Raw genomic sequence first — 25,598 nt, 5'->3', positions numbered from 1 at the left:
GAGGGTCCTGCTCAGCACCTGTTTAATATCTTCGAATGCTCCCGATCCGGCGCAGGGCTGTCAAGGCGAGATGGTGCTGCGCTGCACAAGAGCGGCAAAAACGCCGGAGAGTGGTTGACGCTCCCCCGGTTACCCGGCTATAAAGGCCGCGAAACGGCATATTAGCCCCTTTCGCCTGCATCAGCGTTCACGCTTCGCAGGCGAGCTTTTCGGGGCTTCACGGCTGGCCTGCAGCGACCACTGTTCAATAAAACGACGCACAGTCTGTTTAAGAAAATGAACGAAAACACGCAAAACCGCTCCCCGCTTGAGCACCGGACCCCGTCGTCCGGTCGCCGGCCGCTGGTCGCCATCATTTCGGACCTGCGCCAGGTCGGGCTGCATCCCTTTCATATGGTAGGCGACAAATATGTCCGCGCCGTGGAGCGCTGCGCCGGCGTGCTGCCGGTGCTGCTGCCGGCGTTTGCCGGCTCGATTCCGGAGGCGGAGCTCATCGAGCGCTTCGACGGCATCCTGCTGACCGGCAGCTATTCCAATGTCGAGCCGCATCGCTATGGCCGCGACCGGCAGAAAGCCGAAGATTTGAACGACCCGCACCGCGATGCGACCGTGCTGGGCCTGATCCCGAACGCGATTGCCGTCGGGGTACCGGTATTCGGTATCTGCCGCGGCTTTCAGGAAATGAACGTGGCCTTTGGTGGCACCTTGCATCAGGAGGTGCACAAAGTTGCCGGCCTCCATGACCATCGCGAAGACAAGGACGACCCGCTCGACGAGCAATACGGCCCCGCCCACGAGGTTCGCCTCACACCGGGTGGGGTCATGGCGGGTTTGCTGGGCCAGGACCGAATCGACGTCAATTCCCTGCATGGGCAAGGCATCGACGATCTGGCGCCAAACCTGAAAGTCGAGGCGACGGCCCCCGATGGGCTGATTGAAGCCTACAGTGTAGGCACGGCGACGACCTTCGCCCTGGCGGTGCAGTGGCACCCCGAGTGGAAAGCCTGGGACAACCCGGTTTCCGTCAAATTGTTCGCAGCCTTTGGCGAGGCCTGCAAAAAACGGATGCAAGCGAGAGTTTTATGAGTAACGGACAAAGCAGTCAGGATGAAGATGTACTGAAACAATGGTTTGAAGAGCGCGGCATTACCGAAGTGGAATGCATGGTGCCGGACATGACCGGTGTTGCGCGCGGCAAGATTGTTCCGGCCAAGAAATTCTTCCGGGAAAACATGCGCCTGCCGGAAGGCATTTTCATTCAGACTGTCACTGGCGACTGGCCGGAAGATGAAGACGACAGTCTGATCGCGCCGACCGAAATCGACATGGAGTTGCGCCCGGACCCGAAAACGGTCTGTCTGGTGCCATGGGCCGCCGAGCCGACTGCACAAGTGATTCACGATTGCTTTTACCGCGACGGCTCGCCGGTGGATCTGGCGCCGCGTTCGGTGCTGAAAAAAATCCTGAAGATGTTCGATCTGCAAGGCTGGGAGCCGGTGATGGCGCCCGAGGTCGAGTTTTATCTGGTCAAGCAGAACACCGATTCCGATTACAAGCTGGAGCCGCCGATTGGTCGCTCGGGCCGGCAGGAAACGGCGCGGCGCTCGTACGGTATCGATGCGGTCAACGAGTTTGATCCGATCTTCGAAGATATGTATGACTACTGCGAAGCGATGGAGCTCGACATCGATACGCTGATCCACGAAGACGGTGCCGGCCAGATGGAAGTCAACTTCCTGCATGGCAACCCGTTGGATTTGGCCGATCAGGTATTCTTGTTCAAGCGCACCATGCGGGAAACCGCGCTGCGTCACGGCATTTACGCAACTTTCATGGCCAAGCCGCATGAAAACGAAGCCGGCTCGGCGATGCATGTGCACCAGTCGATTGTCGACAAACAAACCAAGCAGAACATTTTCTCGACCGCTGATGGCGAGCCGAGTGACTTGTTTTATCACTACATCGGTGGTTTGCAGAAATATCTGCCGGCACTGATGAGTCTGATGGCGCCGAACGTCAACTCCTATCGCCGGATCGCCCGCTTCAATTCCGCGCCGATCAACGTGCAATGGGGCTATGACAATCGCACGGTCGGTCTGCGGGTGCCGCATTCGTCGCCGGCTAATCGCCGGGTGGAAAACCGCATCATCGGTTCCGACTGTAATCCGTATCTGGCGCTGGCCGCATCACTGGCCGCGGGCTATCTCGGTATGATCCAAAAAATCAAACCGCGCGAACCGGTGCAGGGCAGTGCCTACAATCTGCCGTATGAATTGCCGCGCAACCTGCTCGATGCCGTCGCGCTGCTGCGCAAGAGTGACGAGCTGCAGCATGTGCTCGGTGAACGTTTTGTCCGGGCCTATACCGCAGTGAAAGAAAAGGAATATGAAACTTTCTTCGCGGTGATCAGTTCCTGGGAACGGGATTACCTGTTGTTGAATGTGTGAGCCTGAGGGCGGCGTTTGCAAAAGCGCCGCCCATTTTTTTGCACAGTGAGGCGGCGCAGATGCCGGCCAGCAAAGGGAAAACGCCGGCAGGCAACAAGAAGTTTTTGTATGAGCGGCTTTAGCCGCGATGGAGTGTATAGACTGCCCGGGCAGTCGCAGCTGAAGCCGCTCCCACACAAATGCAGTACGCAATACAAAAGCAGTACGCAACAAGAAGTCACTGACAAAAGCTGCAACGAAATAACTCAGCACCGGCAACGATCGGTGTCATGAAAACAGCGTCGATCGCGATGACGGTTGGCCAGCAACGCTAAGAGGTAGCACAATATGACCGCTGCATTGTCAACGGCCGAGCTGCGCGCGCTCGATGCCACCTATCATCTGCATCCGTTTTCCGACAACAAGGCGCTGGCAGCGCAGGGCGCTCGGGTGATCACTCGAGCCGAGGGCGTGTACCTGTGGGATTCGGACGGCAACAAGATTCTCGATGGCTTTGCCGGACTCTGGTGCGTCAACGTCGGTTATGGCCGCAAGGAGCTGGTCGAAGCGGCCAGCAAGCAGATGACCGAGCTGCCGTATTACAACCTGTTTTTCCGCACCACCACCAAGCCGGTCATCGAGTTGTCAAAAGCGATTGCCGAGGTCGCTCCGCCCGGCATGGGCCACGTGTTTTTTACCGGCTCTGGCTCAGAGGCCAATGACACCGTGCTGCGCATGGTTCGTCGCTACTGGGATCTGATGGGCAAGCCGGAAAAGAAGACCCTGATTTCCCGTCACAATGCCTATCACGGTTCGACCGTTGCCGGTGCCTCGCTCGGTGGCATGGACTACATGCACAAGCAGGGCGACCTGCCGATTCCCGGCATTACGCACATCGAACAGCCGTACTGGTATGGGCTCGGCGGCGACATGGAGCCGGATGCGTTCGGGCTGAAGGCGGCCGGCTGGCTGGAAGACAAGATCAAGGAAGTCGGTGCCGACAAGGTTGCTGCCTTTATCGGTGAGCCGATTCAGGGCGCTGGCGGCGTCATCATCCCGCCCAAGACCTACTGGCCGGAAATCCAGCGCATCTGCCGCAAGTACGACATCCTGCTGATTACCGACGAGGTCATCTGCGGCTTTGGCCGGACCGGCAGCTGGTTTGGCTGCCAGCATTTCGGCGTCCAGCCGGATCTGATGCCGATCGCCAAGGGGCTGTCGTCCGGCTACCTGCCGATTGGTGGCGTGATTGTCGGTGACCGCGTGGCCAAGCTGCTGGTCGAGGCGGGCGGCGACTTCAACCACGGCTTCACCTATTCCGGTCACCCGGTCTGCGCGGCCGTGGCGCTGGAAAATATCCGCATCCTGCAGCGCGAAGGCATTGTCGAAAATGTCCGCGACCGGCTCGGGCCCTATCTGAAACAGGGGCTGGAGCGGCTGCGCGATCACCCGCTGGTTGGCGAAGTCCGCAGTGCCGGTTTGCTGGGCGCCATTGAGCTGGTCAAAAACAAGGCGACCCGCGAACGCATTGCCAAGCCCGGAAGCACCGGAACGGTGTGCCGGGATCATGCATTGCGCACCGGTCTGGTGCTGCGTGCAACCGGTGACACCATGCTGCTGTCACCACCTCTGGTAATCACCGAACAACAGCTTGATGAATTGTTGACCAAGACCCGAACTGCACTGGATTTGACCGCGAAAGATCTGGGTGTTTGACGGGCCGTGAACCGGTCCGGCTCATCTGTAAATTGGCTCTGTAAATCTCGGCGTTCTGCTGTTATGGTTTGCGCGACTTTCGTCGTGCCGGCCAAACCGGCGGGATGGAAGGCAAGGGGCATAACCAACGCGCAGCCGTCCGTAGCGGCGCGTTCCACTGAGGGGAAACAACAATGGCAAAGCAGAAGCTCACTCTAGGTGTAGCCGTGCTGGCCGCGCTGGGCCTGATGGCCTGCAGCGAGGAACCGGCTCCGACCGAACAGGCTCAGGCGCCGGCAGCGTCGTCTGAAGAGAAAGTCGTCCATGTTTATAACTGGAGCGACTACATCGATGACACCGTGCTGGCAGATTTCGAAAAAGAAACCGGCATCAAGGTCGTCTATGACGTGTTCGACAGCAACGAAGTCGTCGAAGCCAAGCTGTTGGCCGGCAGCACCGGTTTCGATGTTGTGGTGCCGTCGGGCTCTTTCCTCGGCCGGCAAATCCAGGCTGGTGTATTCCAGCCGCTCGACAAGAGCAAGCTGACCAACTGGGGCAATCTGGATCCGGCGCTGATGAAGCGGCTGGAAAACTACGATCCGGGTAACCAATACGCGCTGCCCTACCTGTGGGGCACCACCGGTATCGGTTACAACGTCAAGAAGGTCAAGGAAGTGCTCGGCGAAAACGCGCCGGTCGATTCCTGGGATCTGGTGTTCAAGCCGGAAAACATCAGCAAGCTGAAAGCCTGCGGTGTGGCGTTCCTGGACGCCCAATCGGAAATTCTGCCGCCGGTCCTGAACTATCTGGGCAAGCAGCAAGATTCCACCGTTGAGACCGATTACACCGAAGCGGCCCAACCGCTGCTGGAAAAAATCCGTCCGTTCATTACCTATTTCCACAGCTCGCAATACATCAACGATCTGGCCAACGGTGACATCTGCGTCGCGGTCGGTTGGTCGGGTGACGTGTTCCAGGCGCAAGCGCGCGCTGGCGAAGCCAACAACGGCGTTGAAATTGCCTTCAGCATTCCGAAAGAAGGCACCGAAATGTGGTTCGACATGCTGGCCATTCCGAAGGATGCCAAGAACGTTGACAACGCTCATGCGTTCATCAACTACCTGCTGCGTCCGGACGTGATCGCGAAGATCAGCAACTACGTTCAATACGCTAACGGCAACGCGGCCTCGCTGGCGCAAGTCGCGGATGAAGTGAAAAACAATCCGTCGATCTACCCGAACGAAGCCACCATGGCCAAGCTTTGGACGCTGAAAGTCATGCCGGCAGAAACCGAGCGGGTCATGACCCGTGTCTGGACCAAGATCAAGACCGGTCAGTAAACTATCTGCACCTGCCCCGATCGGCAGGCTGATTGGGGCCTCTTTTCAGTCGCTGTTTAGTTTTTGTTCCGCACGGTTGGGTTGAGCAATGTCTGACCGTGCGGCCATTTTTCGCTCAGGCAGTTATCGCCGTTGTCCCGAACTGGTTTGATCGGGTGCATTCGGCACGCGCGCAACACGCGCCAAATACGCACTAGACATGCGCTAAGCATGAAAAAAATTTGGAGTCATCATGGCGGCAGTCGAAAAACCGGCCAACCCGGCAATGGGCAACCCAACAACAGCCAAACCAACGACCGACGAAAATTACGTCAAAATCGAAAAGGTCACGAAGGTCTTTGGCGATTTCACCGCGGTAGACAGTGTCGATCTGTCGATACGCAAAGGTGAAATTTTCGCCCTGCTGGGGAGTTCGGGTTGCGGCAAGTCAACGCTGCTGCGCATGCTGGCTGGTTTTGAAAAGCCGACCGAGGGGCGCATCACCATCGATGGTCAGGACATGGCCAAGATCCCGTCCTATCAGCGTCCGACCAACATGATGTTTCAGTCGTATGCCCTGTTCCCGCACATGACCGTGGCCGACAACGTTGCCTTCGGCTTGAAGCAGGATGGTCTGCCGAAAGATCAGATTACTGCGCGCGTCGAAGAAATGCTCAAGCTGGTCGACATGAGCCCGTACGCCAAGCGCAAACCGCACCAATTGTCCGGTGGCCAGAAGCAGCGCGTTGCCCTGGCGCGTTCGCTGTCCAAGCGGCCGAAGCTGTTGCTGCTCGATGAACCGATGGGCGCACTCGACAAAAAGCTGCGTGAACGCATGCAGCTGGAGCTGGTCGACATTATCGAGAAAGTCGGCGTGACCTGTGTCATGGTGACCCATGATCAGGAAGAGGCGATGACCATGGCCTCGCGCATCGGCGTCATGAGCAAAGGCCGCATTCTGCAAGTGGGTGCACCGGCGCAGGTCTATGAAACACCGAACTGCCGGTTCAGCGCTGAATTCATCGGTTCCATCAACATGTTTGAAGGCAAATTGGTGGTTGACGAGCCGGATCACTGCGAAGTCGAAACGGCCGATCTGCCCACCCGAATTTATCTGAATCACGGCATTACCGGGCAACCGGGGCAAACCCTGTGGGCGGCGGTACGGCCGGAAAAAATCGATGTGACCAAGGCTAAGCCCAGCCAGGAACATAACGTATCGCGCGGCAAGGTCATGAACATTGCCTATTTCGGCAGCCACTCGGTGTATCACGTGCGGCTGGAGAGCGGTAAAAAGATTCTGGCCAATGCCTCCAACTTTGATCGTGACGTCAGTGAGCGGCCGACCTGGGATGACGAGGTCTATGTCAGCTGGGCGCCGGAAAGCATTGTGGTGCTGCCAATATGACTTCGCTGACGAAACCATCACTGCTGAAGCGTCTGCTGCCGCAGCCGCGCTGGTTTGTGATCAGCGCGCCTTACCTGTGGATGTTCCTGTTCTTTTTCATTCCGTTCGCCATTGTGTTCGTGATCTCGTTCATGAAGCCGGCGGTGGCGATGCCGCCGGTCAGCTTTGAATACGATGTCGCTGGCAATATCGAGCTGTTGACCAAGAACTACACCCGCTTGTTTGATCTCGATGATCTGCTCTACATCAACGCTTATCTCGGCTCGCTGAAAATGGCGGCGGTGTCGACCATGCTGGCGCTGATGATCGGCTATCCGGTCGCATACGCGATTGCCCGCGCGCCCGGGGCGATGCGGCAAGTCTTGCTGATGCTGGTGATTCTGCCGTCATGGACCAGTCTGCTAATCCGCATTTATGCCTGGATTGGTTTGCTGAAGAACAACGGTTTCATCAACAACTTCCTGATTTGGACCGGCATCATCGATACGCCGATCCAGATGATGCAAACCGATTTCGCGGTTTATGTCGGCATTGTCTACGCCTATCTGCCGTTCATGGTGTTGCCGCTGTATACCAATCTGGTCAAGCACGATCCGACGTTGCTGGAAGCAGCGGCCGATCTCGGTGCCAACCGCTGGACCGCGTTCTGGAAGATCACGGTTCCGTTGTCGAAAAACGGCATCATCGCTGGCGCCATGCTGGTATTCATTCCGGCGGTCGGTGAATTCGTGATCCCGGAAATTCTGGGCGGCCCGGATCAATTGATGATCGGCAAGGTGCTCTGGCAAGAGTTCTTCAACAACCGTGATTGGCCAGTGGCGTCGGCGGTGGCAATCACGATGCTGGTGGTCCTGATTGCGCCAATCACCATCTTCCAGCGCATCCAAGCCAAGGAACTGGAGGCCAACCAATGAACGCCAACAAGAATTCGCTGGCGTCGTGGGTCTGGCTCGCGTTCGCGTTCGCTTTTCTGTATGTGCCGATGTTCTTGTTGATCGTCTATTCGTTCAACGAAAACCGGCTGGTGACCGTCTGGTCCGGATTCTCGGTCAAATGGTATGGCGAGCTGTTCAAGGACCGGCACATGCTGTCCGGTGCGATCATGAGTTTGAAGCTCGCGTTCGTGTCGGCATCGACGGCGGTTGTGATCGGCACCATGGCGGCGGTGGTGTTGACCCGGATGGGGCGCTTCCGCGGCAAGACGTTCTTCTCCGCACTGATGACGGCGCCGCTGGTGATGCCAGAAGTGATCACCGGTCTGTCGCTGCTGCTGCTGTTCGTTTCAATGGAACACGCCATTGGCTGGCCGGATGGTCGCGGCTTCAGCACACTCTGGTTTGCCCACGTGACGTTCTCCAGCGCGTTCACCACGGTGGTGGTGGCGTCGCGACTGCGCGAGATGGATCAATCGGTGGAAGAGGCGGCGCAGGATCTCGGCGCGCCGCCGTGGAAAGTGTTTTTTGTGATCACGCTGCCGATCATCGCACCGGCACTGGTATCGGGCTGGTTGCTGGCGTTCACGCTGTCAGTGGATGACCTGGTGATTTCCAGCTTTGTCGCTGGCCCCGGTTCCACGACGCTGCCGATGATTGTGTTCTCGTCCGTGCGGCTCGGCGTCAGCCCCAAGATCAACGCGCTGGCGACGCTGATCATTTCCATTGTCACCATCGCGGTGACGGTTGCCGGCGTGCTGATGTACCGCATGGAGAAGAAGCGCGAACGGGAAATGGAGCAGGCGGTTGCCGAAGGCCAGCATCAGGTCAGCTCCGGCTGAGGGCGCGGTTGTTCTCACACCACAAAACGCCGGCTGATGCCGGCGTTTTGCTTTGCCAGAATTTTCACTAGACCCGGCAGGGTGGCTTTGCCGTGCCACCGGTCACAAATTTGAAACCAGCCGGTCGTTGCAGTATGCTGGCCGCGTACGTCGTAACAAGGATGTCTTCGGCGATGAGTTTTCAGTCAGATCCCGGTTTCAATCGCATTCGACCAGCTGCCGCCAGCTCGCAAAAGCCCGCGGCCTCGGCGGTCGATCCTCAGCTGCTTACCCGTTTCCTGCCTTTTCGCCGGCTCAGTGCGCTTGAACTGCTGCTGCTGTCGCGTCAGGCACGCTTGTTCGATGTGCGGCGCGGCATGGAGCTCGCGGCTATCGGCGAAACCGATACCGATGACATTTTCCTGCTTGAAGGCGATCTGGCCCTGATCGCCCGCGATGGCGCCGTGCGCCGGATGAGCGCCGGTGCGGCCAATGCCCTCGGCGGCGTTGCCCAGCTGCGGCCGCGGCAGTTCCGCGTCGTTGCCGAAAGCAGCGCCAAGGTCTTGCTGCTGCCGTACTCACTGATGGAAATCCTGCCCGAACACGAGCGGGTGCCCTATCAGGTCGAGGAGATGGAGCTCGATCTGAGCGAGGATGATGATCGGCTGTTTGCCGCCTTGCTGATTGATTTGCCACGCCAGAATGTCCGGCTGCCGGTGACCCGGGCCGGCGCTGCCAGTATCCGGGCGCTGATTCAGCATCCGCAGATTGGCATGGTGCAGCTGGCACAGGCAGCGATGATCGAGCCGTCGGTGGCCTTGCGGCTCATCGGTGCCGCCAACCATCCGTTCATGAACGCACCGGTCGCGGTTCAAAGCTGTTTTGAAGCGGTGGCGCGGCTTGGCGTCGATACCAGTCGCCGCTTGCTGCATCTGTTTACCTCGTCCGAACAAGTGCCGGACCGGTATTCGGCTGTCGCCGGCCGGTTCGCCACGGCCGTTCGCCAGAGCCGCGAAGTGGCCTACCTGTGTGCCCAGTTATCCGAGTTCACCCCCGGCCTGTTGGCCGCGCGGGCCTATCTGGTCGGCCTGCTGCACGCGGCCGGTGAAATCGCCGCGCTGACCTATGCCGGCGCCTACCCGGAGCTCAGTCTGGATGGCCCGCGGCTGGAAAGCTGTCTGACCCGGGTTCGGCCTTTGCTCGGCGCCACCCTGCTGCGCGAATACGGCCTCAATGGCGAAATCGTCACCGCGGCCACCGTCTCGGATGACTGGGAACGTGACCACGGCAGCGATGGCGAAACCAGTGCCGACTACGCCGATCTGGTCATTCTGGCTCAACTGCACTGCGCCATCGGTACCGCACGGGCGCGGGCCGTGCCGCCCATGCACACGGTGCCGGCCTTCCAACGTGTTGCTCGCGGTGAGCTGACGCCGACCCGCAGCATGGCGATGATTCGCATTGCCCGGGCACAGGCGGAAACCGGCCGGGCGCCCGAGCTGGCAGCTTGAAGCTTCGCTAAATCCGGCCTTGCCGCAAGTTAAAAGACGCCCACTTCGGTGGGCGTTTTGCTGTCCACGCATCGGCAGTCAAAAGCTATTTTTCAGCCAGGGCGCGGCTTGCAGCCCGATCACAACAGAGCTGGGCATCTTCGCGCTTCATGATTCCTCCTCGATTCGGCCCTTTTCGGCAATAATGAGAATTAGTATCATTAGCGAATATTTCTCTTTCGGCGGCCGTTAGCCGCCAGCCCGGATTGGCTGCAATGTTCAAAAAACTCTGGTTTCAAACCCACTGGCTGCTTGGCATTAGCGCCGGCGTGGTGCTGGCGCTGGTGGGCCTCACCGGCGCCATGCTGTCATTCGAGCAGGACATCCTGCGGCTGCTGAACCCGGCGGTCATGACGGTGGAGCCGGGTGCGGGCCGGCCATTGAGTGCAGTCGAATTGATCCGTCGCGCCCAGTTGGCCGCACCGGAAAAAACCGTCATTGGCCTGACTCGCGAAAGCGACCCGGCAGCAGCCGGCCAGGTGGGGTTCGCCGGTGGTCGACGCGGCGAGTGGGTCTACCAGAATCCGTACACCGGCGCGCTGCTCGGCAAACCGGAACGTGGCGAAGGGGTTTTGCACCTTGCTGAAGATCTGCATCGTCGGCTTGCCGCGGGTGATGTCGGCAAGCAAATCGTCGGAGCCAGCACCGTTGCCTTGTTGGTGTTGGCGCTGTCAGGTCTGTATCTGCGCTGGCCGCGCGACAAGGGCAATTGGCGGGCCTGGCTGAAATTTTCTTGGGCCCGTACCGGGCGCTCGTTTCTCTGGGATCTGCATTCGGTGATCGGAACCTGGGTGTTGCCGCTGTATCTGCTGGCGGCGCTGACCGGACTTTATTGGTCCTATGACTGGTATCGCGACGGCCTGTTTGAACTGACCGGTGCGCCGCGCCCGACGCCGGTTAATCAGGCGCCACCGGCCAATCAGGGGCCACCGGCAAACCCGGTGCAGTCCGCAAATCCGCCGTCATCCCAGCATTCGCCATCGCCGGTTGGTTCTGCTCAGAACGTCTTGCTGGAAAAAGCCAATCGAGAAAACGCCGAGCGTGGTGCCAAATCGTCACAAAATTCGACACCAACCGAAACGCGGCAACAACCATCCGCACCGACACCGATCAACGCCGAACAACTTGCGCTGCTGTGGCAGGTATTCGAACGCGAAGTGCCAGCCGGTTACCGCAGCGTGACGTTGCGGCTGCCGGAGCGGTCGGGTGGGGCAGTGGAGTTCCGCTATCTGGATCGCGAGCCGGCACATCAGCGCGCCAGCAATACCCTGACGCTGGATGTTGACAGCCTTGCCGTGCAGAAACATGAGCGCTACGACGCGCTCGCGCCCGGCGCCAAACTGATGCGCAGCATTTTTGCCCTGCACAGTGGTGGTTACTTCGGTGTTGTCGGTTTGATCCTGATGATGCTGGCCAGTGTGTTGATGCCGCTGTTCGCCATTACCGGTTGGCTGTTGTATCTGGACCGGCGCGGCAAGAAAAAGGCCGCACGCCAACTGGCGCGCGGCATCAGCGTCGCCAGCACGGACGTGAATGCCAGCAGTAATACCGCCGGGGAAAAAAGCGCACCGCTGCTGATCGCGTACGCCAGCCAAACCGGTTACGCCGAGCAACTGGCCTGGCAGACCGCCGGCAGTTTGCAAGCCGCCGGTGTGCCGGTGCAGGTGCATCCGCTTGCCGTCATCAGCAGCGAACGTCTGCAGGCGTTCAGCCAGGCGCTGTTTGTGGTCAGTACCTTTGGTGACGGCGAAGCACCCGATGCCGCTCGTGCCTTTGAAAAGCGTTTGTCGCGCGATGTGGGCGCATTGAACTCGCTGCGCTATGCCGTGCTGGCGCTGGGGGATCGGCAATACCAGCGCTTTTGTGGCTTCGGTCACCTGCTCGAGCAGTGGTTGCAAAAGCAGGGCGCGCACGCATTGTTTGCCCCGGTCGAGGTGGACAAAGGCGATCCGGCGGCCATTGCAAAGTGGCAACAACAATTGCAACAACTTACAGGCGGCGATCAGCAATGGAGTTGGCAACAACCGAAGACTGAAACCTGGCGCTTGCAGCAGCGTCGTGTGCTGAATCACGGCAGCCTTGGCGCGCCGATGTTCCATATCGAGCTGGTGCCGCTGGCAAGCGATGGCAAACTCGATTGGCAGGCCGGTGATCTGGTGGATGTCTGGCCGCAGCACAGCGCGAACCGGGTCCGCGAGTTGCTGCGCGCGCTGGCACGCGATGATGACCGCGAACTGGTGCAAAAATTGGCCGTCAGCGAATACCCGGATGCAGTCCAACTGCAGCAGTGGCGGGCGCTGCCAACGGCGGAAATCCTCCAGCAATTGCAACCGCTGCAAGCGCGCAGCTATTCCATCGCTTCGATTCCGGCCGATGCGTCGCTGCAATTGCTGGTGCGGCAGGAGCGTCACGCCGACGGTTCACTCGGTGTGGGTTCCGGTTGGCTGACCGAGCATCTGAGCGTTGGTGCGGAGCTGGAATTGCAGATCCGTCGTAACCCGAGCTTTCAGTGCGAGGACTATCAGCGACCGCTGCTGTTGATCGGCAACGGTTCCGGCCTTTCATCCTTGCGCGCGCACCTGCGTGCCGCCGAGCAGGCCAACAGCAAAGGCCATTGGCTGATTTTTGGTGAGCGCTCGCGCCAGCATGATTTTTACTATCAGCAGGAGATTGCGCAGTGGCAGGCCAATGGCACCTTGGCGCACGTTGATCTGGCCTTCTCCCGTGATCAGGCCGCGCGCATCCATGTGCAGGACGTGTTGCGAGAGCAGGCTGAACGATTGAAATCGCAGGTCGCAGCCGGCGCCGCCATCTACGTTTGTGGCAGCGCCCAAGGCATGGCGCCGGCGGTCGAGCAGGTGCTTCTGGACGTGCTGGGCAGTGATGCGGTCAGTCAATTGCTGGAGCAGGGGCGCTACCGGCGCGATGTGTACTGAGCGCTGCTGTTAGTCGGCAATCTGAAAGCAAAAACGCCATCTGTCCGGATGGCGTTTTGGTTTCTGTCGGTTGCATCGATTGTGGCTTGAATGGTCGTGCTTCTTAAAACCAAGACTTTTCCGAAAACGGCGAGGTGCTCACTGCTCAGCCAATCAGCCAAACGTCGCTAGATACAGATTCTCCACCTGTTCCCGTGCCCACGGCGTCCGCCGCAAGAATTTCAGGCTGGATTTCACCGACGGATCACTCTTGAAACAGTTGATATTGACCCGGCTGGCAAGCCCCGGCCAGCCGTAATGATCAACCAGCCGCACCACAATGGCTTCCAGCGTGAGTCCATGCAAAGGATTGTTCTGTTGCTCGCTGCTCATGGTTGGGCTGTCCTGCGGAGTCGTATTGGCCGGAGTGTAATGCAAGGTTCAAATGGTAGGACCTATCTACACATACTTTGCGTAGCGGCACGGAGTCGCTACCCAGTCACTATCTTGAACGGATTGTAGGTCCGAATCGCGCAGCGCTTCGGACGCATGCTAATCCATTCGTACGAAGCCGCTACGCGGATTCGTACCTACGCTTGCTCATCAAATATTACAGTGACTTTGGAGGGGCGCTCGCTTATTGCCCCGTTTTCAATAGCAAGTTCATCGATTAAATATCCGTCCGAAACGGCACATTGGCGCAAAGCGCCGCCTTCAGCGGTGAGAGATACAACTGGTGCGTACAATCGAAGTTGCAGGTATGGCATATCAGTCTAGTGCCTAAATTATGCTGAGCTGCGAAGAGGCTTCGGCTTTGGTTGTTATGTTCCAGCGTCTAGGAACTTGCCGATCAAGATTCCAATAATTAGGAGGCCGATACCAATAATCCATTGGTTGTGGAAGAAGGCATAAGTCTTTGTGACAAACGTGCCGGAGCCTGGCGCATCTGCAATGAAAGTGTCTGTCACATTTTCACAGCACTCCATCAGTTCGAGTGGGTTGTTACCTCGGAACACACCAAGTACTATCAATCCGCTTCCCTCGTTCTGTTTTTTTATGAGTGCAGCGTGTTCCTCTCCATATCGATCTAGTTCTACTTTGGCATTGTGCTGGCTTCGGACAATCGATAACTGTTGGATATCTGCTATGCGCGTGATGGTTGAGGAGATATAGATATCTTTGCCGGCCTTGTATGGCTTACAAATCTTGCTCTTTAATTCAGACTTGGATAGATCTAAGCCAAGGACACGAAATTCTTCCGTGTTCTTGAGCCTGGCAAAAGCGTGGAAGCGGTAAGTCGTCATAGATGCATAATCAATTAAGAGGTGGCATGCACGCTAATGGGGCTGGTAGCTGTAAATTTGCCGGAATTCGCTATTCAGATCAAGGCTTTGAGCAAGCTGCTTAGACGATTTCATCATTTGTTTGAAACAAGGACTGTTTTGCGTGGAGACAGAGTTGCTTGGTAAAAATATTCTGGCGGGTGTTGCCTGATTAATTCGTTCTAACTCATATATATAGAAATTTCTGTGTCGTATGCTGAGCACTCCCATTAGCCAGCTGCCAATAGGCAGCTTCGCAGGATAATTTGGTTTAAACGGTATATTCCCGTTGACTTGGGGTTTGTGGTGGGTGGGCTGGGTTGGCAGCGAAACGGTTGCCATGCGACGCTAGCCGAGTTTCGCTTCTGACTTTGACTTGCGTCGAGCAAATCCTAGTCGGGACTGGCTCGATGCTGGCGGTTGATTTGGCCCACTTTACCTGCAATTTTTCGCCCGATACCGTGCTGGTACGTCAGGTATCCGCCCAGCGCCGTAGCAGGTTGTGGTAGACGCCTGTCAGCTGGACCAGCGACGGATGATCGGGCGTGTCCTGGTTCAGGCGTTGAATGCTGGTGTCCAGATCGAACAGCAGCGTGCGTTGGCCGTCGTCGCGGACAAGCGATTGCAGCCAGAAGAAAGAGGCGATGCGGGCGCCGCGGGTGACCGGGGTGACTTTGTGCAGGCTGGTGGACGGGTAGAGCACCATGTGGCCGGCCGGCAGTTTGACTTTGTGGGCGCCGTAGCTGTCTTCAATCAGCAAGTCGCCGCCGTCGTATTCCTCGGGGCTGCTGAGGAACAGGGTGCAGGACAGATCGGTGCGGACGCGCTGGCCGCTGGCGCGGTGATCGCGGATGGCATTGTCGACATGCGAGCCAAATGATTGGCCACCGCGATAGCAATTGAACAGCGGCGGGAAAACCTTTAACGGCAATGCGGCTGACATGAACAGGGCATTGCGGCTTAGCGCTTTCAGAATGGTTTCGCCGAGTTGTTTGCTGACCGGATGTTCTTCCGGCAGTTGCAGGTTGTCTTTGGCTTTTGCCGATTGATAGCCGGCGGTGATTTTGCCATCGACCCATTCGGCCTGGTCGAGCAGTTGCCGTGCTTCGCTGACTTGTTCGGCCGTCAGTACGGCGGGTATCTGCAACAACATGATGTTGGTCTCCTGCGCGTGGATGGGGGAAGAGGGGAATTGGGGTTGAGCTTGTGCTCGTGCTCGTATTTCCCTTTTGCCCCGAATCCCCTCTCCCCAACCCCTCTCCCCAACCCCTCTCCCGCGAGGGGAGAGAGGCTCCTAGCATGCATTTCAGAAATATTGTTAGAAGCTGAAACTACCGGTCAGCATGGCATAACGGGCGGCGCCGGGGACGACGTGGCCACCACCCACCGTTGCGTAATGATCTTCGTCGGTCAGGTTGTAGACATTCAGCCGCAGGGCGAAGCTGTCGGTCACTTGATAGCTGGCCATGGCGTCATACAAGGTGTAGCCCGGTACTTCGTTCAGGTTCTGCGTGTTGTTGAAGCGGCGATCAGTGTGCTGCGCGCCGAGACCCACTTGCAGCGAAGGCAGCAGTTGATAGGTGGTCCACAAGGTCCAGCTTTCCGGTGCGACGTTGGCGAGTTCATTGCCTTGCTCCAGCACATTCAAGGACTCGACGATTTCGCTGTCGAGATGTGTGTAGCTGCCGATGACTTGCCAATTCTCGTTGATGATGCCGGTGGCGCTGAGGGTATAGCCATCCACGCGTTGCTCACCTTCCAGCACGGTGGCGGCACCGGTGCTGCCATCGGTTGTGCGGGCGTTGGTTTTGTCGGTGCGGAAGATCGCCGCGGTGACCAGCAATTGCTGGTTCAGCAAATCCCATTTGGTGCCGAGCTCATAGCTGTCGCTTTCTTCCGGATCCAGCGTGGCCGTGCTGTCACTGAGGGTCAAGCCTTCGGCGGACGGGTTGACCGAGCTGCCGTAGGCGAAATAGATGCTGCTATTTTCTGCCGGTTTGTAGGTGAGGCCGGCATTCCAGTTGATGGTGCTGTCAGCGTTGTTTAAATCGACGATGTCGATGTTGTTGGTCGTGAGATTTAGCGTTTTGCTGTAAAAGTCGGTTTGGAAGTCATCGTGCCGCAGGCCGAGATTGGCTTGCCAGTTGCTGCCGAACTCGATGGTGTCGAACACATATAGCGCGACCGTGTCGGCCTTTGCTTCGGCAAAACCGGTTGGCGTAATCGTGCCGGTGTAGGCATCGTGCGGATTGGGGTTGTTGATTGGCGTCGCCGGACCATTGGTCAGGTTGCGGGTATTGTTGTGAAATTTTTCCCGCGCCAGTTCCAGTCCAACCAAGACCGTATGTTTGATGGCACCCTCGCCAAACTTCAGACTCAGATCGGTCTGGTTCAGCAGGATTTCGTCTTCGGTGTCACGGGCACGGCCTTGGCGGTTGACGGTCGTGGCATTCAGCATGCGTGGCGGCGTCACGATGGAATCGCGGGTGACGTTGCCGTAGCGGAGTTGGTTACGCAGGCTGACGGTCTTGCTGAAATCGTGTTCCACTTTGGCCGTGGTGACATCGGCATCAATGTCTTCGTAATCGCGATCGACCAAACCGTAAAACGTTTCGGTATCAACCGGCAAGGGTTCACCACCAGTCGGCACAATCACGTTGGCGGTGTAAGGCACACCGTAATCCGGCAACCCGTCCTGTTCCTGATGCAAATGGCTCAGCACGACGCGGGTGTCGGTTTCCAGCCCCAGCGCCAGACTCGGGGCAATGGCCCAGCGCTTGCTGTACACCTCATCGCGGCCCGGGGCATCGGCTGAGTGATTCATCAGGTTGACGCGCAGTGCGGCGCTGTCGCTGAGGCTTTCCAGCGGTTTGTTGACGTCAAGCGTTTCGCGGTGCAACGCGTCGGTGCCGATGCTCAATTCGGCGTTGCTGAAATCGTCGAGCTTCGGCGCTTTGCTGACCTGATTGATCGAGCCGCCGGTCGAGCCGCGGCCTGAGAATGCCGAGCCCGGACCTTCCACCACTTCAACCGATTCCAGATTGAACGGATCGCGGGTGTAACCGGCGACATCACGGGCGCCGTCGATGAACAAATCGGTCCGTGCCGAGAAGCCGCGCAGGGTCAGGTTGTCGCCGGGCGGTACACCACCTTCGCCGGCGGCCATGCTGATGCCGGAAATATTGCGCAGCGCATCGCGCAGGCTGGTGACGCCTTGCTCACGCATCACTTCATCGGTGACTACGCGCACGGTCTTGGCGGTGTCGACCAGCGGCTGGGTCAGTTTCGGCGAGCTCGCCTGATTGGCTTTGTAGCCGTCCTGTTCCGCCTGGGCTTCAACTTTGACTTCTTTCAGTACGGTTTCTTGTTCTTTGACGATCGCTTGGCTATCGGCTGGCTGGCTGGTGGCAGGTTCTGCGGCATAGGCGGGCAGGGCGCTGCACAGGGCAATCGCGGCAGCGAGCGGAGTCTTTTGGAAGGTCTTGGTCTTTTTGATCGTCATCAGTGTTTGCGCGGCGGTCATCACAGGGTCCCCAAAGACGCGTTTTGCGTCGGTGTTTTGTCTGCGTTCTGGGCCAGCGGTCTGCATTGGCAGCCGGTACCAGCAGTCTGTACCAGAACGATGAGAGTGCAAATGATAATGATTCGCAATAAAAGATCAACCACTAAAAAAGGCCGGAACAGGAAAAAGCCTGATTCGGCCGGAAATCAGCGACTTACTTGGGCTCGGTCAGCACGCCGAGCTGTTTGACCCCGGCTTTCTGGGCGGCGGCCAGCACCCGGGCGACGTGCTCGAAGGCGACGGCCCGGTCGGCCTGAATCTGCACCGGCGGTTGCGGTTGTTGCTGGCTCAGCTGCTGCAGGCGGCTAGGCAGGTCGGCTTCGGCAATGCGTTCGTTCTGCCAGTACAGCTGGCCGTCGGCAGCCACACCGAGTTGCACCAATTCCGGCAGCGGTTCGCTCGGCGCGGCACTGGCATCCGGCAAGTGGATGGGCAAGGTGTTGGTCAGTACTGGCAGCGCCAGAATGAAAATGATCAGCAGCACCAGCATCACGTCGACCAGCGGCGTCATGTTGATTTCGCCCATGACCTCGTCGCTGGTGTCGAAACCGTCTCCGCTTGAAAACGCCATCAGCGATCTCCCACCGCGCGCAGCGACGGATTGGCTTCGGGGATCAGTTGCACACCGGAAACGCGGGCACCGGTAATGAAATACGCGTGCAGATCATGCGCGAACGACGAGAAGCGCATCACCAGCGCTTTGTTGCCGCGGGTCAGTGCGTTGTAACCCATGACCGCCGGGATCGCGACGAACAAACCGAACGCGGTCATGATCAGCGCTTCGCCAACCGGACCGGCGACTTTGTCGATGCTGGCCTGGCCGCTGACGCCGATGGCGATCAGCGCGTTGTAAATGCCCCAGACGGTGCCGAACAAGCCAACAAACGGCGCGGTCGAGCCGATTGTCGCCAGCACGGCCAAGCCGGCTTGCAGTTTCGCGGTGGCATCTTCAATGGCGCGGCGCAAACAGCTCGACAACCAATCGCTGACGTTCAGTTGCGCGTGCAAATCGCTGCTGTGCTGGGCGTGGTGGGCGACTGCATTGCGGGCTTCGTCGGCCAGCGTGCGAAAGGGGCTTTGGCCCGGTGTTCCGATGGTTTTCAGCGCGTCTTCAAAGTTGTGGGCATGCCAGAATTCGCTGCTGACGTTGCGCGCAAGTCGGCGCACGCGCATCAATTGCACGGTCTTGATCGCCATCACTGTCCAGCTGATCACGGACATCAGCAACAGGCAAATGGCAATCGACAAGGTGACCGCATCACCTTTCTGCAACATCTCGGCAACGCCGTAGGGATTGTTCATCAGAGGTTCTCGACTTTGGCTAGATCATTCCGCTTGGACACTGCGCCGGCAGGCACCGGCACGCTCAGCTATTCACATTGAAACGCACCGGCACGCGCACCCAGGCCGCAACGGTTTCGTCGCCGCGTTTGGCCGGCACAAATTGCCAGCGCCGGACCGCGCGCAGGGCGGCTTCATCCAGCCGCTCGAAGCCGCTTGATTGCAGCACTTCCAGTTGATCGGCTTCGCCATTCGCCAGCACGTGCACGCGCAGCAGCACAACACCTTCTTCTTTGCGTTGGCGTGACAGCTTGGGATAGACCGGTGCCGGATTGCGCAGATAGTCGGCATCAAAAATCGGTTCGCTGCTGACCGCGTTTTGATTGCTGTCGGATTCGCGGTTCACGCTTTCGCTGGCCACGTGCGGCTCGCTGCTTGGGCTGGGTGTGGCTTGTGTAGTGGTAGCCGGTGTCGCGGGAACCACTTGGGGAGCCGCTGCAGGCTCGGGCCGGGTGGCGGCAAGCGGTTTGCTAGCGGGTTCGGGTCTGGGTTCAGGTTGAGGTGATGGCGGGATCGGCTGCGATGCCGGTTCTGCCGCCGGCACGCTGACTGCTGGGGCTGAGGGCGGGATCAGCGCAATGGTGACGGCAGGTGATGGGGTCGCAGGGGCCGGCAAGTCGGCACCACCGGCCCGCAACACCGCGAACAACAGGGCGCCATGCAGCAGGCTGACGGCCAGCAGGCAGTAGCTACGGGTCGAGAAGCGCGGGCGTGGCAGGCGTAAGGTCACAGCACGGTCGGTGTGGGCGGGTAATTACGCTAATGATAACAACTCGCATTTAGATTTGCGAAGGGTTTGCTGGTTTCCCAGCAGTGACGGGGCTTGGCGGAGGGCTTCATGGATTGATTGTCAGAGGCTGGCTGTCATGGACTGATTGTCAGGGGGCTGACTGTCGAGGATTGGCTGGCCGCCCTGAACATTCAGAAGCAGCCAAGGCAGGTGCTTGACCTGCCTTGGCTTGGGGCTGCCGAGCGATGTGCGCCGGATTCCTGTTCACCGGATTGCTATTCACCGACCCTCTGTTTGTCAGCTCTACAAAGCCCAAATCTCAATCTGGCTGGCGGTCGCGGCAAAGTTGTCCGGCCCATGTTCGACCTTCACCCGGTCGAACGGGGTCAGATCGCTGGCGGCCAGCAGCCGCTCCAGTTGGCTGAGTGCTTCGTTGCTGCCGCGGTTTTTGCCGGTCGTCGGCGGGCTCAGTTCGGCCAGCACCAGATGCTTGTCCGGATGATCGCGGAAGAAATTGGCGACGCGGCCCAGATCGCGATTGAGCTTGCTGTCTTGCAGCAGGGCATTGTCCTCGACCCGGAAGTTGACGCTGAGTCGTTCACCGAGTGTGCCCAGGCTTTGATAACGCGCCGGATACGGTTGCAGCGCAATGCGCGGCTTGTCGCGCGTGGGGTAGTAGGAAATCAGGCCGCTGGCTTCGACCAGTTTCTGGCCGGCATCGGACACCGCAAAGGCCAGAAAATCGCGCGCCAGTTCATTGTTGAGGCCGGCCGGCTCATAGACAAACAGCCGGCGCGACAGCGCGTAATCCTCGGTGCCGATGCTGTGCTTGCCCGGTTTGGTGAACGCTTTTTTGCCATCGGCAGAAACGCCGAGCAGCTTGGCGCGGTTGGCATAAGCGACGCCGACAAAACCGATGCCATTGCGATCCTTGCGTACTGATTCGGTCAGCTGATCGCTCGATTCAAAGCGGCGGGCGCTGCCGAGCAGTTTCTTGTCGAATTTTTTCAGCACCAGATTTTCGAAGGTATCCCAGGTGCCGGATTTGTCATCACGGGCATACAGGGCAATGGCGCCCGCTGGCAGGCCCAGCTGCGACCAGTCGCTGATTTCGCCGGCAAAAATGCCGGCAATCTGCTCGACGGTCAGCTGTTCGAGCGGGTTGTCCGGATGCACGATGATGGCCAGCGCATCCAGTGCGATCACATGTTCCTGTTTGGCGTCAGACAGATCGCCGTAGCGATCTTTCAGTTTGTCCAGCTCTTCGGTTTTGATTTTGCGCGAAGCCATGCCGAGATCGGTCAGGCCTTTTTCCAGATCCTGAAACGCCGTGCTGGAACCGTGGGCATGAATCTCCACCGCCAGTGCCGGCCGGCTCGGATGCGAGCGCGCGAGCACGGTCTTTTCGACCGGTTCAGCGCCGATCTGGGTGCGGACAACGGCATAGCCGCGTTGCTCCAGAAAGGCCGTGACCAGTGCCGGCATCAGCTTTTCACCAACGGTATTCGAGCCATGGATGCGCAGGGCAATGGCCGGCGGTGCGTCCTTGCTGGCGCGTTGTTCTGCCGCATCCGTGCGTAGCCATAGCGCTGCACCGGCAATGCCGGCAGTCAGGGCAATAAGGCAAACCAGCAGCAGTTTTTTCATGATGTTCCGCGCGTTAAGTAAGTGACAGATGGGTTGTTGTTTGCGCTCGGTCGCGGTTTTTTTAATGGTTTGCCGCTGACGGAGGTTTTGGAAAGCCAGCGCAGGGTAGAGCGTGGTCATGACAACTCTGTGACAGCGGATATGACAGTCGGCAAGGTTGGTTTGGGTATCCGTTTGTACGGTCTGCCGACTGCCGCTGTCACCGGGATGGGGCATCGCTAACGGTCACCATGACTTCCGGCACTGTTGCCGGCAGCGTGAGGGGGGCAATCTGATGCCATCGCGGCGCTGGGCCGCTGTCATTGCAGGAATGCCATCATGGAAAACGTGCTTACCGGCTTGCGCTGGCTGCATATTCTGGCCGGTGCCATCGGACTGGTGCTGTTTTGGGTGCCGATTTTCAGTCGCAAAGGCTCACCGGTACACAAGCGCTTTGGTCAGGGCTTTTTGTGGTGCGTCAACATCATCGGGGTGACGGCACTGACCAGCGTCAGTCTGCATCTTGGCGTGGCGGCAATGCAGGACCAGCCGCTGTGGGCGACGCCGAAGTTTGGCCTGCTGGTTTTTCTCGGCTACCTCGGTATCACGGTGTTGACCGGTGCCTGGTATATGCGCCATGTGCTGATTCACAAGCGTGATCCGGCGGCGCTGCGACGGCCGCTGGCGTGGGCGCTGATGGCATTGGCTTTTGTTTCGAGTACGGTGTTGATCCTGATTGCCCTGACCATACCGGGCACGGTGAAGATCATCCTGCTGTCACTGAGCCCAATCGGTTATCTGACCACGTTCAACATGCAGCGGCATTTGCGTCGGCCGGATCGCGAACCGAAAGCCTGGTTCTACGAACACATGGCGCAGGGTGTCGGGCTTGGCATCGCGTTTCACACTGCGTTTCTGGTGTTTGGTGCCCGCTCGGTGTTTGCGCACTGGCTGACCGGTAACTGGGCGGTGTTGCCGTGGGTTGCGCCCGTAGTGGTCGGAATTGCGCTCAGCTATTGGTGGGAGCAACGCTATCGCCGTGCTGATCAGGCCCGGCAGCAGGCTATGGCGGGGCAGGCCTTGCCGATCTGAGCCGTGGACAACGCTACAAAAAGCAAACAATGCTACAAAAACCAGACAACAGGCCCGGGCGCTTTGACTACACTTTTGTGACTGTCAATTGCCCGGAACCTCCCCAGTGGCCTTGCCCGTTCGCAAAACTTGGTAAGTATTCAAAGTGATATCGCTCACAAAGTGTCTATATGCATAAATTTCCATATTATTTTCGATGGTTTTAGCGAGAGTTGATCACTAACAACCTGTTCACTAACTTTTGTTTAAGTCAGCCAGTTAGCCGTCGTACAAGTGATGTGGATAAGAAAAAAAGAGAAAGTCAAAGTGCCATTTCTTCCAAGAAGCTCACGGAAGGACATTGTTTGTTCCTCTCAGTGGCTTTAGTTGTTGATATCTGCATTCGGCCAAAGCTGACCTTTAGCGTGCCGGTAGCTAGAGGCTCCTCTATCTCCTGTGCTGAGCAGGAGACGGCGGAAGTCAGGCGACTTCAACCTCTTCGACAACTGGAAGCCATGCTTGGAACTCGGCTCCGGTGGAAATTCTCCGAAATCCAAAAGGAGTGGCCATAAGAAGTGCAGTGTTGGAGCTCGCTGCGTTTGGTGTTGAGTCCCACAGGCCGTGTTCCTCAACCTCAGCGATGAGCGAGTCGATTCGTTCGATACTCTCAAAATCAACTATCAAAACCTCAAAACCCATCGCGGAGACTTCAGTCAGGAGCGCAGGCGGAACTTCTATTCCGGGGGCCGCATAAGCCGCCACCATTCGCCCACCCAGGTGGTCGTTAATCCGTTTCTGTCGTTCGTAAGCGGCATCGATTTGCGGGCCCGCCGAGGTGGTAGAGATCGAAAATCCTCCGAGGTCTGTCAATTCGATCTTCCAAGGCATTGGTGGGTTCTCGCTGAACCGACCTACGATGGTCCGAGCAGGACGAAATGACTCTGCCGTCGCTTGCTGAAAGGCCTGGAGGAGCTCAAAGAAAAAAAGTGCGATCTGTAAGGCGGTCTCCATCTCGGCATTGGACACGAGCGTCGGCTGGCCACCATTTCTTCGCCGTAATCGCAGTCCATCCGGAACCAGTATGTAGTCGGCATGCGCCATGGCATTTCGAATATCGTCCCGGAAAGTAAGCTCCAGTAGGTGCGCGAGGCCGGTCATCCCAATCTCTGTTGCGGATTCCGCTAGACGCCGGAACATTAAATTGGCGTTGGGGCCTATCACCGCTCGGGGCACTTGGCGAACTCGCACGAGGTTTTGAAAAGGCCATAGGTTGTAGGGCTTCAATTGCGGGATCTGCATGGTGTTCAGCAGTCCCTCGTAGATGCCGCCAGCCTCTGCAAGCTGAACATAGAGGCAGAGCACCTGGCGAAGCTCTGCCTGAGTCAGCGGCGAGCCCTTCGATCCAAGTGACTTCAGTTCGTGGAAGACTTCATATGCCGTGGCAACCGTGCTCCAGCCAGCGTCCTGCATCCCGCGAAACTCACCAAATAGTGCCGCTGCAGTGTCAATTTCATTAATCTTGCGCGCGTAGGCGAACAGATAGGTTAGTTGGGTATTCAGGGACCGAAGGTAAGTCTGTGGATCCATTTCTTAGTGTCCGATATAGCAATCGCACGACGATAAATCATGACCGACAGAAAAGGGACGGATTTCTTTGTCTCCTTATTCTGGCCGCCCGCTAATGGCCGAACGCGGCCTATAACAGCTGTTTCATGGGCTTGCTTGGCAATCTGCTTCGAACGCCCCGTGACAGCTGCAATCGCTTGCGGCGGTAGTGAGGGACTGCAAGATGCCGCACTCCGCTGCGGTCCGTTGCTCACCACAGCGCTGCTGCAAGACTTTCAGTTGTTGTTCCAGTTGTTGCATCTGAGCAATACGCTGATGCAACTGCTCTATGTGTCTCGCGATTAGCTGATCGACATCTGTGCATGTGCGATCCGGATGGTCGCGAAAATCCAGCAGCGTGCGCACCTCTGCCAGTGACATGTCCAGCGATCGGCAATGGCGAATAAACTGCAACGTATCCAGTTGCTCAGGTCGGTACTGTCGATACCCGCTTTCAGTGCGATGCGGCTCGGCCATCAGACCTGCTTTCTCGTAGTAGCGGATGGTCTGCACATCCACCCCGGCCTGTGCCGCCAGTTCCCCGATACGCATGACCACCTCTAAAATGGCTTGAGTCTATAGCCACTATAGGGTTTGTAATGCACTCCTGCCAGTCCGTCAGGGGACCGTAATGGCCGGTTGCTGCGAACACGATCTCTGTGAAACCAAGACGCTGGAGCGCCAGCAGCGACGGGTGCTGTGGGTCACCCTGAGCCTGAACGGCGCCATGTTCTTGGCCGAATTCATTGCCGGCTGGTTGGCGGGCTCGACCGCGCTGATGGCGGACTCGCTCGATATGTTTGCCGACGCGGCCGTCTATGGCGTCAGCCTGTATGCAGTCGGCCACAGCTTGCAGCTCAAAGCGCGGGCAGCGGTGCTCAATGGCAGTCTGCAATGGCTGCTGGGCTTGCTGATTCTGGTTGAGGTTGGCCGCCGTAGCTGGCTTGGAACCGCGCCGGAGCCGGTCGCCATGACGGTGTTGGGGCTGCTGGCCCTACTCGTTAACACCACCTGTTTCTTACTCCTCACCCGATTCCGCAAGGGCGATATCAATTTGCGCGCGACCTGGATCTGCTCCCGCAATGACATGATCGGTAATGTCGGCGTAGTGCTGGCCGCCGGCCTGGTCGCATGGCTCAACAGCCCATGGCCCGACCGCGTTGTCGGCTTTGTGATGGCCGTGATCATCCTGCGCTCGGCCTGGCGAATATTGGGTGAAGCCGTGCCCTTGGCGCGCCGGCCGAGCTTGACGCCACCGGCATCGGCTACCTAGCA

Annotated in this window: 21 protein-coding genes; 11 read left to right on the top strand and 10 right to left on the bottom strand. The window is 58.4% G+C overall.

All coding sequences use genetic code 11. The features are described from left to right. Window positions 1-276 precede the first annotated feature (276 nt). The 9 genes from HPT27_RS14775 to HPT27_RS14735 all read left to right on the top strand — a co-directional run bounded on the left by HPT27_RS14775 (window position 277) and on the right by HPT27_RS14735 (window position 13,087). Window positions 277-1,086 carry a gamma-glutamyl-gamma-aminobutyrate hydrolase family protein gene (locus HPT27_RS14775; protein WP_172244781.1) on the top strand — a complete coding sequence of 270 codons (810 nt, stop codon included), beginning with the start codon at window positions 277-279 and terminating at the stop codon, window positions 1,084-1,086. Continuing rightward, complete coding sequence (locus tag HPT27_RS14770; RefSeq protein ID WP_172244779.1) at window positions 1,083-2,447, top strand: glutamine synthetase family protein; 1,365 nt, start codon at window positions 1,083-1,085, stop codon at window positions 2,445-2,447. Before HPT27_RS14775 ends, HPT27_RS14770 begins: the two co-directional genes overlap by 4 nt. Window positions 2,448-2,774: 327 nt before the next feature. Next, complete coding sequence (locus tag HPT27_RS14765; protein ID WP_172244777.1) at window positions 2,775-4,142, top strand: aspartate aminotransferase family protein; 1,368 nt, start codon at window positions 2,775-2,777, stop codon at window positions 4,140-4,142. Window positions 4,143-4,369: 227 nt separating this feature from the next. After that, entirely contained in the window at window positions 4,370-5,461 is a 1,092-nt protein-coding gene (locus tag HPT27_RS14760) for an extracellular solute-binding protein (RefSeq protein ID WP_235951070.1), read from the top strand. A 265-nt stretch (window positions 5,462-5,726) separates the two neighbouring features. Then, a complete protein-coding gene (locus tag HPT27_RS14755) occupies window positions 5,727-6,848 on the top strand; it encodes an ABC transporter ATP-binding protein (protein WP_211198069.1) in 1,122 nt (373 codons plus the stop codon). Beyond that, window positions 6,845-7,762: an ABC transporter permease subunit gene (locus tag HPT27_RS14750; RefSeq protein ID WP_172244771.1), complete on the top strand. Its 918-nt coding sequence runs from the start codon at window positions 6,845-6,847 to the stop codon at window positions 7,760-7,762. The genes HPT27_RS14755 and HPT27_RS14750 overlap by 4 nt, the downstream gene beginning before the upstream one ends. Beyond that, window positions 7,759-8,622, top strand: coding sequence for an ABC transporter permease subunit (locus tag HPT27_RS14745; protein ID WP_172244769.1), 864 nt, complete (start codon window positions 7,759-7,761; stop codon window positions 8,620-8,622). Before HPT27_RS14750 ends, HPT27_RS14745 begins: the two co-directional genes overlap by 4 nt. A gap of 173 nt (window positions 8,623-8,795) precedes the next feature. Beyond that, complete coding sequence (locus HPT27_RS14740) at window positions 8,796-10,112, top strand: HDOD domain-containing protein (protein ID WP_172244767.1); 1,317 nt, start codon at window positions 8,796-8,798, stop codon at window positions 10,110-10,112. 254 nt (window positions 10,113-10,366) lie between these two features. Next, window positions 10,367-13,087, top strand: coding sequence for a PepSY domain-containing protein (locus tag HPT27_RS14735; protein ID WP_172244765.1), 2,721 nt, complete (start codon window positions 10,367-10,369; stop codon window positions 13,085-13,087). Window positions 13,088-13,240: 153 nt separating this feature from the next. Here HPT27_RS14735 and HPT27_RS14730 read toward each other — a convergent pair whose 3' ends face one another. The 8 genes from HPT27_RS14730 to HPT27_RS14695 form a co-directional block, all read right to left on the bottom strand. Continuing rightward, complete coding sequence (locus HPT27_RS14730) at window positions 13,241-13,459, bottom strand: VF530 family protein (protein WP_172244763.1); 219 nt, start codon at window positions 13,457-13,459, stop codon at window positions 13,241-13,243. Window positions 13,460-13,887: 428 nt separating this feature from the next. Beyond that, on the bottom strand, window positions 13,888-14,370 hold the full coding sequence (locus tag HPT27_RS14725; RefSeq protein ID WP_172244761.1) for a hypothetical protein: 483 nt from the start codon (window positions 14,368-14,370) through the stop codon (window positions 13,888-13,890). A 490-nt stretch (window positions 14,371-14,860) separates the two neighbouring features. Beyond that, window positions 14,861-15,541, bottom strand: a complete 681-nt coding sequence (locus tag HPT27_RS14720; protein ID WP_172244759.1) for a Fe2+-dependent dioxygenase — start codon at window positions 15,539-15,541, stop codon at window positions 14,861-14,863. Between the two features lie 165 nt (window positions 15,542-15,706). Beyond that, the gene (locus HPT27_RS14715) at window positions 15,707-17,911 is read right to left on the bottom strand and encodes a TonB-dependent receptor (protein WP_172244757.1); all 2,205 of its coding nucleotides are present in this window, start codon (window positions 17,909-17,911) and stop codon (window positions 15,707-15,709) included. 193 nt (window positions 17,912-18,104) lie between these two features. After that, on the bottom strand, window positions 18,105-18,521 hold the full coding sequence (locus HPT27_RS14710) for an ExbD/TolR family protein (RefSeq protein WP_172244755.1): 417 nt from the start codon (window positions 18,519-18,521) through the stop codon (window positions 18,105-18,107). Then, complete coding sequence (locus HPT27_RS14705; RefSeq protein WP_172244753.1) at window positions 18,521-19,252, bottom strand: MotA/TolQ/ExbB proton channel family protein; 732 nt, start codon at window positions 19,250-19,252, stop codon at window positions 18,521-18,523. Before HPT27_RS14705 ends, HPT27_RS14710 begins: the two co-directional genes overlap by 1 nt. Window positions 19,253-19,316: 64 nt before the next feature. Continuing rightward, the gene (locus tag HPT27_RS19655) at window positions 19,317-19,652 is read right to left on the bottom strand and encodes an energy transducer TonB (RefSeq protein ID WP_172244751.1); all 336 of its coding nucleotides are present in this window, start codon (window positions 19,650-19,652) and stop codon (window positions 19,317-19,319) included. Between the two features lie 672 nt (window positions 19,653-20,324). After that, entirely contained in the window at window positions 20,325-21,668 is a 1,344-nt protein-coding gene (locus HPT27_RS14695) for a phosphate ABC transporter substrate-binding protein (RefSeq protein WP_172244749.1), read from the bottom strand. Window positions 21,669-21,986: 318 nt separating this feature from the next. Between HPT27_RS14695 and HPT27_RS14690 the strand changes: the two genes are divergently transcribed. Beyond that, complete coding sequence (locus tag HPT27_RS14690) at window positions 21,987-22,739, top strand: hypothetical protein (protein ID WP_172244747.1); 753 nt, start codon at window positions 21,987-21,989, stop codon at window positions 22,737-22,739. 459 nt (window positions 22,740-23,198) lie between these two features. On the opposite strand, the gene HPT27_RS14685 is transcribed toward HPT27_RS14690, so the two are convergent. Both HPT27_RS14685 and cadR read right to left on the bottom strand, forming a co-directional pair. Beyond that, window positions 23,199-24,305 (bottom strand): hypothetical protein, encoded by a 1,107-nt coding sequence (locus HPT27_RS14685; protein WP_172244745.1) that lies wholly within the window; start codon window positions 24,303-24,305, stop codon window positions 23,199-23,201. A gap of 123 nt (window positions 24,306-24,428) precedes the next feature. Then, a complete protein-coding gene (gene cadR / locus HPT27_RS14680) occupies window positions 24,429-24,875 on the bottom strand; it encodes a Cd(II)/Pb(II)-responsive transcriptional regulator (RefSeq protein WP_211197979.1) in 447 nt (148 codons plus the stop codon). A gap of 79 nt (window positions 24,876-24,954) precedes the next feature. Between cadR and HPT27_RS14675 the strand changes: the two genes are divergently transcribed. After that, window positions 24,955-25,596, top strand: a complete 642-nt coding sequence (locus HPT27_RS14675; protein WP_172244741.1) for a cation diffusion facilitator family transporter — start codon at window positions 24,955-24,957, stop codon at window positions 25,594-25,596. Window positions 25,597-25,598 lie beyond the last annotated feature (2 nt).

This window comes from Permianibacter fluminis (assembly GCF_013179735.1).
Taxonomy (GTDB): Bacteria; Pseudomonadota; Gammaproteobacteria; order Enterobacterales; family Permianibacteraceae; genus Permianibacter; species Permianibacter fluminis.
The sequence above is the reverse complement of the archived record's forward strand: the minus strand, read 5'-3'. Positions and strand labels throughout refer to the sequence as shown.

Coding starts and splice junctions, on each gene's coding strand:
- HPT27_RS14775 (WP_172244781.1), top strand. CDS start 277: ATGAACGAAAACACGCAAAACCGCTCCCCGCTTGAGCACCGGACCCCG.
- HPT27_RS14770 (WP_172244779.1), top strand. CDS start 1,083: ATGAGTAACGGACAAAGCAGTCAGGATGAAGATGTACTGAAACAATGG.
- HPT27_RS14765 (WP_172244777.1), top strand. CDS start 2,775: ATGACCGCTGCATTGTCAACGGCCGAGCTGCGCGCGCTCGATGCCACC.
- HPT27_RS14760 (WP_235951070.1), top strand. CDS start 4,370: ATGGCCTGCAGCGAGGAACCGGCTCCGACCGAACAGGCTCAGGCGCCG.
- HPT27_RS14755 (WP_211198069.1), top strand. CDS start 5,727: ATGGGCAACCCAACAACAGCCAAACCAACGACCGACGAAAATTACGTC.
- HPT27_RS14750 (WP_172244771.1), top strand. CDS start 6,845: ATGACTTCGCTGACGAAACCATCACTGCTGAAGCGTCTGCTGCCGCAG.
- HPT27_RS14745 (WP_172244769.1), top strand. CDS start 7,759: ATGAACGCCAACAAGAATTCGCTGGCGTCGTGGGTCTGGCTCGCGTTC.
- HPT27_RS14740 (WP_172244767.1), top strand. CDS start 8,796: ATGAGTTTTCAGTCAGATCCCGGTTTCAATCGCATTCGACCAGCTGCC.
- HPT27_RS14735 (WP_172244765.1), top strand. CDS start 10,367: ATGTTCAAAAAACTCTGGTTTCAAACCCACTGGCTGCTTGGCATTAGC.
- HPT27_RS14730 (WP_172244763.1), bottom strand. CDS start 13,459: ATGAGCAGCGAGCAACAGAACAATCCTTTGCATGGACTCACGCTGGAA.
- HPT27_RS14725 (WP_172244761.1), bottom strand. CDS start 14,370: ATGACGACTTACCGCTTCCACGCTTTTGCCAGGCTCAAGAACACGGAA.
- HPT27_RS14720 (WP_172244759.1), bottom strand. CDS start 15,541: ATGTTGTTGCAGATACCCGCCGTACTGACGGCCGAACAAGTCAGCGAA.
- HPT27_RS14715 (WP_172244757.1), bottom strand. CDS start 17,911: ATGACCGCCGCGCAAACACTGATGACGATCAAAAAGACCAAGACCTTC.
- HPT27_RS14710 (WP_172244755.1), bottom strand. CDS start 18,521: ATGGCGTTTTCAAGCGGAGACGGTTTCGACACCAGCGACGAGGTCATG.
- HPT27_RS14705 (WP_172244753.1), bottom strand. CDS start 19,252: ATGAACAATCCCTACGGCGTTGCCGAGATGTTGCAGAAAGGTGATGCG.
- HPT27_RS14695 (WP_172244749.1), bottom strand. CDS start 21,668: ATGAAAAAACTGCTGCTGGTTTGCCTTATTGCCCTGACTGCCGGCATT.
- HPT27_RS14690 (WP_172244747.1), top strand. CDS start 21,987: ATGGAAAACGTGCTTACCGGCTTGCGCTGGCTGCATATTCTGGCCGGT.
- HPT27_RS14685 (WP_172244745.1), bottom strand. CDS start 24,305: ATGGATCCACAGACTTACCTTCGGTCCCTGAATACCCAACTAACCTAT.
- cadR (WP_211197979.1), bottom strand. CDS start 24,875: ATGCGTATCGGGGAACTGGCGGCACAGGCCGGGGTGGATGTGCAGACC.
- HPT27_RS14675 (WP_172244741.1), top strand. CDS start 24,955: ATGGCCGGTTGCTGCGAACACGATCTCTGTGAAACCAAGACGCTGGAG.